Genomic DNA, 10,158 nt, shown 5'->3' with positions numbered 1-10,158 from the left:
GGTCCATCCAGGCAACCCTCGTCGCAACATTGAGGGTGAGTCGCCTCATTTTGTGGAGGGGACATACAGTCTAGCGGTCCTCGGAGCGAAATCGAGGTCGGGCTGGTTCGCGCATCTTAGCTGGCCCATGAGAGTCGGGGGGACTCGAGACAACCAGACGGGCGGCTAATGTCCCCCGGGAGGTTGCAGCGGGCCCCCGCTCGAGATCACTCCAGGGATAACGAACAACCGAGCCAAGGACGGCGTTACGGTGACCGCGAGTCGTACGCGCGCCTGCGATCTGTCGCGCGCGAACCGCCGGGCGACCGAGCCCGCATTCCGCGGGGCCGGGACGGCAGCCGATCCGAATGATCGGTCTCAACGGAAACAGGCCGCGCAGCGAAGTGCAGGGCCGGAGTATTTCGGTTGCTTACCGTTTCAAATCGCAGCCAGACAGGGAACGCGCTCGCAATCCGCTGATCGCCATCGAACTGCAGTGCCGTGCGGGCTGCGTCGCGCCATTTCCTATGGCCAAGATAGACCTCGACGTAATCGCGGATATTGCCGCGAAGTGTAAGATCGACGGCAAATCCCGGGTCCTTCATGCATACATCGACACCCGATCGTCCGAGGATCAACCACATGATTCGGAATTTCGTACGGCTCGCCGGCACGCCAGAAAATTCGAAGCGCAGGACGATGCGGCGATCCGGCAACGCGCTCAGATCAACACGCCTGCGCAATCCCCATATCAGGAGGGCGGGATCAAGATCGGAACGTTTGATCCGGTCCCGGGTGTGGGTCATTCCCCACTGGCCGAGTGCTTCCACCACCGCACGCAAGTCCTCGCCGGCGGGCGTGAGCCAGTACTCATGACCGGCGCCATCGGAGCGCGGCCGGCGTTCAATGACACCGTGGTTCTGCAGCTCACGCAGCCGGGCGACCAGGACGGCCCGGGAGATCAGCGGCACGCCGCGATGGATGTCGCTGAAAGAGAGTGAGCCAGCCATCAGCTCGCGCACGATGAGCGGAGTCCAGCGGTTGGCGAAAATCTCCGATGCCTTTGCGACCGGACAGAACTGACCGTAATCGGTTGACATGCGCGCGATGTAGTCACCCGCGGGTCAACTTCAAGTATGAAAAACAGACTAGGCAGAAGGAGGCGCCTCCTCCACATGTCGGCGCGATGCCGCTATTTGCGCGGTCCCTTTCACCTTCAGGTCGTCTCGTGTTCGGCGCCGATATCGCAAGGAATACATCGCAATGACAGATTACGTCCTAATCCACGGAGCGTGGCATGGCAGTTGGTGTTGGAGTCGCGTGCGCGGCCTGCTGGCGTCGGAAGCGCACCGGGTATTTACGCCAACGCTGACGGGCATTGGAGAACGCTCGCATCTCTTGAGCCGCGATGTCGGCCTCGACACCCACATCGCAGATGTCGCCAACCTCATGATTTTTGAAGACCTGCGCGAAATCGTCCTGGTGGGACACTCCTACGGCGGAGTCGTCGCGCGTCACGTTGCCGACCGTATGCCGGACCGGGTTCGCTCTCTTGTCTATCTCGATGCTTTCGTGCCTGACAACGGCAAAGCCCTTTTTGACTACTTGCCTGATAGCGGCAGGAGGTACCGGGAGCTGGCTGTGGCCAACGGCGATGGTTGGAAGGTCCCGCCACCCCCGGCGCGGTCGTTCGCGGTCAACGCGGCAGATGCCGAGTGGGTGGACCGACAGTGCACGATGCACCCGTTGTCCACTTTTGAAGTGCCGGCGCAGATCAGCGGGGCCTGCGATGGCGTCCCAGCCATCGGATACATTCTGGCGGCCGGCTTTGAGGGGCCATTCAGGCAATTTTTCACCCAGGCAGGAGAGCGCCGCTGGTGGCAGGCGGAGCTTGCGTGCGGACATGATGTGATGCTCGACATGCCAAAAGAGCTGACGGTCCAGCTGCTACAGCATCGGTGAAAGTTCGACAGGAGCTTGCGATGAAGTTTGCATACCTAGGTTCAGTTATAATGCTACTAGCGGCGCCGCTGCGAGCGGGTGAGAATGGCATCGTGGAGAAGCCGATTTTGTCGACTTCGACAACTGCGATTGACCAACCCCTTGTCCTGTCGCTAGACGACCCACAGGTGACTGTGTCTGTGTACGAGATCCGTCCAGGCACTGTCCTGCCAGAACATCAGCACAAGTACCCGCGATACGGGTATGTCTTGTCCGGGCAGCTTCGTGTGACCTACACCGCAACCGGTAGAAGCGACGTTTACGGACCTGGCGACTTTGTCGTTGAGGCGATAGAGCGGTGGCACACAGGCAGGGCTGAGGGCTTGGAGCCGGTCAAGTTGCTTGTCATTGACCAAGTCGAAAGGGGGCAGAAGAACATCGACATCCGCAAGTGATCGACCCGCGCAGCCTTGATCCTCAAGCGCGCCAGCACAGGACGTGTCTCTTGCGCTCAATCACCGTCGGGTACCGTATATCCGCGACTGACCTAAGTCGGTTACACGTTGGCGCGCCCCGGTCCGGCCATGGTTCCAGTGGGTGGGACGACTGCGAGAACATATTCACGATTTGGAGAGCAATCCGTTGATTTGTGTTGCATATACACTAATTTAAGTGAGTTATAGCAGTGGAATGCAAATGATCGACGCTTTGGCGAACGAGATAAATCGTGAGTGTCTACTGACGCGGACGCGCCAGATTTCACGGGTTATCACTAGTATCTATGATCAGCACCTTCGACCATTCGGCATCAACGCACCTCAGTTTTCTCTCCTGGTCGTCATCGCACGGCTTGGAGAGGCGAGCCGCGCCGAGATCGGCCGGCAAAATCATCAGGAAAGATCGACGCTAACGCGAAATCTTCAGCTGATGCTGTCAGAAGGCTGGATCATGGAAACGGCGGCTTCCAATTCTCGGGGGGGCCGGGCAATCGCGATAACGAAGGCAGGGAGAAAGCTGCTGAGCGAGGCCGCGCCAGCATGGCGCGCTGCCCAAAAGCTCGGAAAGGATCTGCTGGGCGAGAGTGGTGTGGCGGCCGTTAAGAGTATTGCCAAGGGACTCTGACGGCTTGAGCGCGTAGAGGAAGCCTTTTGCCCATTCAGTTGTAGATACAACATAAGGAGGTACAATCCATGAGTAAAGTTAGAGCCGCCGCGGTGCAAATCAGTCCGGTCCTATATAGCCGTGAGGGTACGGTGGGAAAAGTAGTTGAAAAAATCGCCGAGCTCGGACGTCAAGGTGTACAGTTCGCGACGTTCCCCGAGACGATCATTCCGTACTATCCCTACTTCTCGTTCGTGCAGTCCGCTTTTCAGCTCAATCTCGGTAAGGAACATCTTCGGTTGATCGATCAGGCAGTCACCGTTCCCTCGGAAGTCACAACCGCAATCGGCGAGGCGTGCCGGCAAGCTGGCTTGGTCGCGTCGATCGGCGTCAACGAGCGTGACGGAGGAAGCCTATACAACGCACAACTGTTGTTTGACTCCGATGGGACTCTGATTCAACGCCGCAGGAAAACGACCCCAACCTACCACGAGCGCATGATCTGGGGACAGGGCGACGGGTCGGGCTTGCGTGCTGTCGACAGCGCGGTGGGGCGTATCGGGCAGCTCGCTTGCTGGGAGCACTACAATCCGCTCGCGCGCTATGCCTTGATGGCCGACGGCGAACAGATCCATTCCTCAATGTATCCCGGCTCGTTTGCAGGCGACCTGTTCTCGGAACAAACGCAGGTCAATATCCGGCAACATGCGCTGGAATCGGCATGCTTCGTGGTCAATGCGACCGCCTGGCTCAGCCCAGACCAGCAGGCACAAATCATGGAGGATACTGGCTGCAGCATAGGGCCGATCTCGGGAGGTTGCTTCACCGCAATCGTGTCGCCGGATGGGCAATTGATCGGAGAGCCGCTTCGCTCGGGCGAGGGTGAAGTGATCGCGGATCTCGACTTCGCGCTTATTGATCAGCGGAAACGCCTGATGGATTCCCGCGGTCATTACAGCCGGCCGGAACTGGTCAGTTTGCTTATCGACCGCAGCCCAACGCAGCATCTTCATGAACGCAGCGGGCATGGTCGCGGAGCCTCGGTTCAGGAGTTTGTCGAGGCATGAGGTCGACGATGTGTTTGACGGGCCAGCGTCGCGCAAAAGATCAGCTAACGAAGGGCCTTTCCGATCGGGAGTTATGGACGGCGGATGCGCGACAACGATACGCCTGGACGCGGTGTCGCGCGGGGCTCACGTAATGAGGAATGCGCCTGAACCTCTCGGACAGTGCGATCTCGAACGACAGCGTCGCATGGCAGAAGCCTATGGACCTCATCGAGCTCCTTGGCGTGATGGGCTCCCCATTCGATGACCGCCTCCAAGATGGACCGCAGGCTTTCGCCGAGCGGGGTGAGCAGGTATTCGATGCCCTGACGATGTCCGGCGCTGGGCTGCCGGCTCACCATTCCGTGTTCCTCAAGCGCTCGCAGTTGCTCGAGCAACACCTTCTGCGAGATGCCGGTGATGCGCTGTTCCAGCTCGCATGTGCGTTGCGGGCCATCCAACAGCACATGAAGGATGACCGCCTTCCAGCGTCCCGAAAAGACGCCTAGCGCGCGCTCGGCCGGCAAGCCCGGCAGTCTCTTCATGATCTTCATTCGCCACCACTGACTAAACGGTGTGTAGATGGGTACGGCTGCCGAAAAGTAAACCTTCGATGGCAACCGACCGAGGGAAAAGCTATGACTGACCTATTCGAATCTCAACTGCTTGGCGGCACTGTTCCGCTGAAGAACCGCATCGTCATGCCGCCCATGACTCGCACGCGAACGTCTGAAGGCGACCTCCCGACCGATGGTGACCTCCCGAACGAGCTGATCGCCACCTATTACGGCCAGCGGGCCAGTGCCGGTCTGATCATTACCGAGGCCGCCGACGTGGATCAGTCCAGCCACGGTTACGCGAGGACACCCGGAATTCACTCCGAAGCCCAAATGCAGGGCTGGCGTCTGGTGACCGATGAGGTTCACCGTCATGGCGGCACGATCTTTCTGCAGTTGTGGCACGTCGGCAGGATGGCCCATTCCTCGATTCTGCCGAACGGCCAGGCCCCGGTGGGTGTCACCGCGCAACGGGCCGAGGGCTCGTCGGTGTTTGCCCACGGTCCGGACGGCCGGTTGGGTTATATGCCTGCGGAGACGCCGAGGCCCCTCAGCACGGATGAGGTGTCGGCCATGGTGGGCACCTTCGCCAAAGCCGCCGCCAATGCACGGCACGCCGGTTTCGATGGTGTCGAACTCCATGCAGCCAACGGCTATCTGTTCGACCAGTTCATGAACTCGGTGCTCAATACGCGCACCGACCGCTACGGCGGGGGCAGCATGGAAGATCGTACGCGCTTCCTGATGGAAGTCGTCGATGCAGTGGTGGCTGAATTCGGTCCGGGGCGCGTGGGTGTTCGCCTGTCTCCGTTCGGCAAGTACAACTCCATGCCGCCGGAGCCGCTTGTCGAGGAAACGTTTTTGTACCTTGCCGAGCAATTGGGGCGACGCGGCGTGGCATACATCCATCTGCTCTACGAGCTGATGCCCGAAGGAAATATGGAGACGGCGGAGTTCAAACCTCGGTACCTCGACCACGCTCTGCTTGCCAAGGCTCGGGCGGCGTTTCCTGGCGCCTTCATCTGGTGTGGCGGCTTCAAGGACCGCGAGCGCGCCCAAGCTTCGCTCGACACCGGGCTGGTGGACCTGATCGCCTTCGGCAGACCATATATCGCAAACCCGGACCTTGTTGAGCGTCTCAAGCACGGCTGGCCGTTGGCCGAGGCCGACCGATCAACTTATTACACCCGACGCGGCGAGGTGGGTTTCACGGACTTCCCTGCTTATCCGATCAGGGCTGCACGCGACGCAGCCTGACCGCGGCGGTGGGACGAGCAGGCGTTGCGCCGGGCAATTCTGCGGACCCCTGCTGGTCGACCACGAAACCCGGCCGCGCGTCGCTGACGAGGTCGTCCTGATCTCCCCCGTAAATCCGGGTCAGGTGCGCTTGGCCGCCCTTGTTCACGAGAGGTAGAGACATCATGACAAAACGGGCATGGCCAGCCCACACGGACAGTGACATCTCGGTCTTGTTCTCTGAGGCAAACGTCTTGCATACGGGAGACACGTTCTGGAACGGGATCTATCCGTTTATCGACTATTCCACGGGCGGAAGCATCGACGGGACGATCAAGGCAACGGAGGAGAATCTTGCCCGCGTGGCTGACGATACGATCATCATTCCCGGCCACGGCAAACCCGTGAGCAATAAAGCTGAACTCAAAGAATGCAGGGATATGCTCGTGACCATCCGAGACAAGGTGGCCAATTTAAAAAAGCAGGGCAAGTCCCGAGAAGAGGTCGTAGTTGCGAAGCCAACCGCAGCCTTCGATACGAAGTGGGGACAGTTCGTCATCGACGCCGATTTCTTCACTCGGCTTGTCTACGAAGGAGTGTGACGTCGTCGCTTAGTCATCAACAAATGAGATGCGCCCTTCGCTTTGCTTTAGCCTACCCAAGGGAGTTTGTGACATGGCTGCTTCACCCTTCTTGGTGCCGGTCAGATCCAGATGGTCGCGCAGCAACTCGAGGAGCGTAGTCCATGGCGTGACTTTGAGTTGAGTTTCGACACCGTTGACGATCATCGCTACCGACATCTTGTCGGGTACCGGAAGAGGATTCCTGCTTCGTTGCGTCGTGCTTCTTCGCGCCATCGTGGTTACTCGGCCCATGCACCGTGAAGTCGAGCATTCATCTGAATGCGTCTCGAGGCAGAATATTCTGGCTGCATCTTCGAGCCTACCTAACGCTTCTGGCTTCTATTGGATGCCTTCACAAGAAAAATTTCGCGCGGGCCGTAACCGCGCCTCCTTGGAGCGATTGAAAGCGTGGTACTTGCGTGGTAACTTACTTCAGCGAAGTCAAAGGCGAGCTGCGTGCGGGCGATGGAGCCGCAGCTCGAGTGGGGAGTGCGGCCTTCATGAAGGAACGCCTCAACACAATTATCCGCCGGCGCGATCTGCTGAGCTTTGCTGTTGCCGGCGCTGGAGCAGCGGCCGCGAGCGCCGTGGTGCCTGAACGGACTGCCGCCAAATCCGTCGATCTCAAAGATAAGCCCAAGGCGCGCTACCGGGCCAGCTCCACGGAGGTCAGAGACTTCTACCGCGTCAACAGTTATCCGACCCGATAAAGGAGACGTCCATGTTGATCAAGAGGACGGAAGGTTATCGGTATCGCGGAAGGGTGGCCGCCGCGCAGGCGGGTGAAACAAGTAATGACCTGGATCGTCGGACGTTCCTGAAGCGCTCCGGCGTCGCCGCCGGAGCGTTGGCTGCGCTTGGCAATCTCCCGCTCGGCGGCGTGCGCAAAGCCGAGGCTGGTCCGCCACCTCCCACGGGGGCCGCGGTTATAACTCGCAAGAATGTCTGCACCCATTGTTCGGTCGGTTGCTCGGTCATCGGACTCGTCGCAAATGGCGTGTGGATCGGCCAGGAACCGGACTACGATAGCCCGATCAATCGAGGATCGCATTGCTGCAAAGGCGCGGCGGTGCGTGACGACGTACTAGGCCAGCGCCGCTTGCGCTACCCCGTGAAGCTCGTCAACGGTCAATGGGTGCGGCTTTCCTGGGAAAAGGCGATCGACGAAATCGGCGACAAGCTGCTTGAGATCCGCCAGAAGTCTGGACCGGACTCGGTGTACTGGTTGGGATCGGCCAAGTTCACCAACGAAGCTGCCTATCTCAATCGCAAGTTCGCCGCCTTCTGGGGAACCAATAATTCCGATCATCAGGCGCGTATCTGTCATTCCACTACGGTCACCGGCGTAGCCAATACCTGGGGCTTTGGCGCGATGACGAACAGTTACAATGATATCCGCAATGCCAAGACCATTATGATCATGGGCGGCAATCCTGCTGAGGCACATCCGGTTTCGCTTCAGCATATCCTTGAGGGCAAGGAACTGAACCGCGCCAACATGATCGTCATCGATCCGCGCATGACACGGACCGCCGCGCACGCAACCGAATATGTCCGCGTGCGTCCCGGCACTCATATCGCGACGATCTTCGGCATGCTTTGGCACATTTTCCAGAACGGCTGGGAGGACAAGGAATATCTGCGTCAGCGGGTATATGGCGTCGACGAAATCCGCAAAGCTGTGGCGAAGTGGACGCCCACCGAAGTTGAACGCGTCACAGGTCTGCCTGAAGCGCAGGTCAAGCACATCGCCGAACTTTTCGCCAAGGAAAAGCCCGCAACCCTGATCTGGGCGATGGGGCAGACCCAGTTCGCGACCGGCACGGCGAATGTCCGTGCGAGCTGCATTCTGCTGCTTGCCACCGGCAATGTCGGCATGGCCGGCGCCGGCGCCAACATCTTCCGCGGCCACACCAACGTGCAGGGAGCGACGGATCTTGGTCTCGATGTGACAACGCTGCCGCTCTACTACGGCCTTGCTGAAGACGCCTGGCGCCATTGGTGCGGTGTCTGGGAGGTGGACTACGACTGGATGGCTTCGCGCTTCCCGAACAAGAAGCTGATGGAAACACCGGGTATTCCGAGTACGCGCTGGTTCGACGCGACCTTGCTGCCGAAAGACCAGGTGAGCCAGCCTGACAATGTGCAGGCCATGTTCATTATGGGACATGGCGTCAATACCATTACCCGGATGGCGGAAGCCAGGCGTGGCATGGAGAAACTCGATCTGCTGGTGGTCTGCGATCCTTATCCCACGGCATGGTCGGTCGTCTCAGAACGCAAAGACGGCACTTACCTTCTGCCGGCCTGCACCAGCTTCGAGATGGATGGCTCGCGTACCGCCTCGAACCGCTCGCTGCAGTGGGGCGAGAAAATCGTCGATCCCGTCTTCGAGGCGAAAAACGACTACGACACGATGTACCTGCTCGCCCGCAAGCTCGGCTTCGCCGACCGGATGTTCAAGAACATCAAGGTCGAAAACAACGCCGTGTCGGCGGAAGATATTCTACGCGAAATCAACCGCGGCGGCTGGTCAACGGGCTATTGCGGGCAGTCGCCGGAACGGCTCAAGGCGCACATGAGGAACCAGGCCAAGTTCGATCTGGTCACCCTGCGAGCGCCGAAAGACGATCCGGAGGTTGGTGGAGATTATTACGGCCTGCCGTGGCCATGCTGGGGCACGCCGGAGTTCAGGCATCCGGGCACGCCGATCCTTTACAACAACAATCTTTCGGTGAAGGAAGGCGGCGGCACTTTCCGCGCCCGGTTCGGCGTCGAACGCATCGTCAAACGCAAGGTGATGGAGAACGGACAGGAAGTCGAAAAGGAAGAACACGACAACCTGCTTGCCGAAGGCTCCTATTCAGTCGGTTCTGAAATCAAGGATGGATACCCGGAATTCACCCTGGCCGTGCTGAAGAAACTCGGTTGGGACAAGGATCTCACCGCGCAGGAAATGGAAATCATCCAACGTGTGAATCCGGCCAATCCCGATGTGGTGTCCTGGTCGACCGATCTTTCCGGGGGCATTCAGCGTGTGTCGATCGAACACGGCTGTTCGCCGTCTGGCAACGGCAAGGCGCGGATGATCGCCTGGAATTTGCCCGATCCAATTCCCGTTCACCGCGAGCCGATCTATACTCCGCGCCCCGATCTGGTTGCGGACTATCCGACGTCACCGGATGCGAGACAGTTCCGCGTACCTAATATCGGCTTCACTGTGCAGAAGTCTGCCGTCGACAGGGGCATCGCCAAACAGTTTCCGCTGATTCTGACCTCCGGGAGGCTTGTGGAATATGAAGGCGGCGGCGAGGAGACGCGCTCCAACAAGTGGCTCGCTGAATTGAAGCAGTACATGTACGTCGAGATCAACCCGGCCGACGCCGCCGAGCGCGGCATCAAGGACGGCGGCTGGGTGTGGGTGACGGGTGCCGAGAACAGCTCGCGGACCCGTGTCAAGGCGATGGTCACCGAGCGCGTCGGCAAGGGCGTCGCCTGGATGCCCTATCACTTCGCTGGCTGGTTCGAGGGCGCCGACCTCCGCGCCAGATATCCGAAGGGCGCCGATCCGATCGTGCTCGGCGAAAGCGTGAATACTCTGACGACCTATGGCTACGACCCAGCAACCGGCATGCAGGAGCCGAAGGCGACGCTTTGCCAGATCAGGGCCGCGTA

Annotated in this window: 9 protein-coding genes and 2 pseudogenes; 8 read left to right on the top strand and 3 right to left on the bottom strand. The window is 59.6% G+C overall.

The features are described 5' to 3' along the window. Positions 1–245: 245 nt before the first annotated feature. Positions 246–1,079 carry a winged helix-turn-helix transcriptional regulator gene (locus ACZXDY_RS43060; RefSeq protein ID WP_464349669.1) on the bottom strand — a complete coding sequence of 278 codons (834 nt, stop codon included), beginning with the start codon at positions 1,077–1,079 and terminating at the stop codon, positions 246–248. A 163-nt stretch (positions 1,080–1,242) separates the two neighbouring features. Here ACZXDY_RS43060 and ACZXDY_RS43055 point away from each other — a divergent pair, with 163 nt between their 5' ends. The 4 genes from ACZXDY_RS43055 to ACZXDY_RS43040 all read left to right on the top strand — a co-directional run bounded on the left by ACZXDY_RS43055 (position 1,243) and on the right by ACZXDY_RS43040 (position 4,088). Continuing rightward, a complete protein-coding gene (locus ACZXDY_RS43055; RefSeq protein ID WP_464349668.1) occupies positions 1,243–1,941 on the top strand; it encodes an alpha/beta fold hydrolase in 699 nt (232 codons plus the stop codon). Positions 1,942–1,961: 20 nt separating this feature from the next. Then, on the top strand, positions 1,962–2,375 hold the full coding sequence (locus ACZXDY_RS43050) for a cupin domain-containing protein (RefSeq protein ID WP_028169187.1): 414 nt from the start codon (positions 1,962–1,964) through the stop codon (positions 2,373–2,375). A gap of 241 nt (positions 2,376–2,616) precedes the next feature. Next, positions 2,617–3,042 (top strand): MarR family winged helix-turn-helix transcriptional regulator, encoded by a 426-nt coding sequence (locus tag ACZXDY_RS43045; RefSeq protein ID WP_245287694.1) that lies wholly within the window; start codon positions 2,617–2,619, stop codon positions 3,040–3,042. Positions 3,043–3,110: 68 nt separating this feature from the next. After that, on the top strand, positions 3,111–4,088 hold the full coding sequence (locus tag ACZXDY_RS43040) for a nitrilase-related carbon-nitrogen hydrolase (RefSeq protein ID WP_464349667.1): 978 nt from the start codon (positions 3,111–3,113) through the stop codon (positions 4,086–4,088). Positions 4,089–4,159: 71 nt separating this feature from the next. Here ACZXDY_RS43040 and ACZXDY_RS43035 read toward each other — a convergent pair whose 3' ends face one another. Next, positions 4,160–4,621, bottom strand: coding sequence for a winged helix-turn-helix transcriptional regulator (locus tag ACZXDY_RS43035; protein WP_080664196.1), 462 nt, complete (start codon positions 4,619–4,621; stop codon positions 4,160–4,162). 84 nt (positions 4,622–4,705) lie between these two features. On the opposite strand from ACZXDY_RS43035, the gene ACZXDY_RS43030 reads away from it, so the two are divergent. Both ACZXDY_RS43030 and ACZXDY_RS43025 read left to right on the top strand, forming a co-directional pair. Further along, the gene (locus ACZXDY_RS43030) at positions 4,706–5,881 is read left to right on the top strand and encodes an alkene reductase (protein WP_464349666.1); all 1,176 of its coding nucleotides are present in this window, start codon (positions 4,706–4,708) and stop codon (positions 5,879–5,881) included. A gap of 176 nt (positions 5,882–6,057) precedes the next feature. Then, a pseudogene (locus ACZXDY_RS43025) lies at positions 6,058–6,462 on the top strand (MBL fold metallo-hydrolase); the annotation flags it as partial. 84 nt (positions 6,463–6,546) lie between these two features. Here the strand turns inward: ACZXDY_RS43025 and ACZXDY_RS43020 are convergent. Next, positions 6,547–6,660 (bottom strand): annotated as a pseudogene (locus tag ACZXDY_RS43020) ((2Fe-2S)-binding protein); the annotation flags it as partial. 323 nt (positions 6,661–6,983) lie between these two features. Here ACZXDY_RS43020 and ACZXDY_RS43015 point away from each other — a divergent pair. Together ACZXDY_RS43015 and ACZXDY_RS43010 are read left to right on the top strand one after the other, a co-directional pair. Further along, entirely contained in the window at positions 6,984–7,193 is a 210-nt protein-coding gene (locus tag ACZXDY_RS43015; RefSeq protein WP_464349665.1) for a hypothetical protein, read from the top strand. 11 nt (positions 7,194–7,204) lie between these two features. Then, positions 7,205–10,158, top strand: a 2,954-nt coding sequence (locus ACZXDY_RS43010) for a formate dehydrogenase subunit alpha (RefSeq protein WP_464349664.1), incomplete at its 3' end; no start/stop codon positions are given.

The organism is Bradyrhizobium sp. LeoB3 (assembly GCF_055456055.1).
The sequence above is the reverse complement of the archived record's forward strand: the minus strand, read 5'-3'. Positions and strand labels throughout refer to the sequence as shown.

Bases quoted from the DNA above. Each gene is read 5' to 3' on its own strand.
- ACZXDY_RS43015 (WP_464349665.1), top strand. From the start codon at position 6,984: ATGAAGGAACGCCTCAACACAATTATCCGCCGGCGCGATCTGCTGAGC.
- ACZXDY_RS43040 (WP_464349667.1), top strand. From the start codon at position 3,111: ATGAGTAAAGTTAGAGCCGCCGCGGTGCAAATCAGTCCGGTCCTATAT.
- ACZXDY_RS43030 (WP_464349666.1), top strand. From the start codon at position 4,706: ATGACTGACCTATTCGAATCTCAACTGCTTGGCGGCACTGTTCCGCTG.
- ACZXDY_RS43035 (WP_080664196.1), bottom strand. From the start codon at position 4,621: ATGAAGATCATGAAGAGACTGCCGGGCTTGCCGGCCGAGCGCGCGCTA.
- ACZXDY_RS43060 (WP_464349669.1), bottom strand. From the start codon at position 1,079: ATGTCAACCGATTACGGTCAGTTCTGTCCGGTCGCAAAGGCATCGGAG.
- ACZXDY_RS43045 (WP_245287694.1), top strand. From the start codon at position 2,617: ATGATCGACGCTTTGGCGAACGAGATAAATCGTGAGTGTCTACTGACG.
- ACZXDY_RS43055 (WP_464349668.1), top strand. From the start codon at position 1,243: ATGACAGATTACGTCCTAATCCACGGAGCGTGGCATGGCAGTTGGTGT.
- ACZXDY_RS43050 (WP_028169187.1), top strand. From the start codon at position 1,962: ATGAAGTTTGCATACCTAGGTTCAGTTATAATGCTACTAGCGGCGCCG.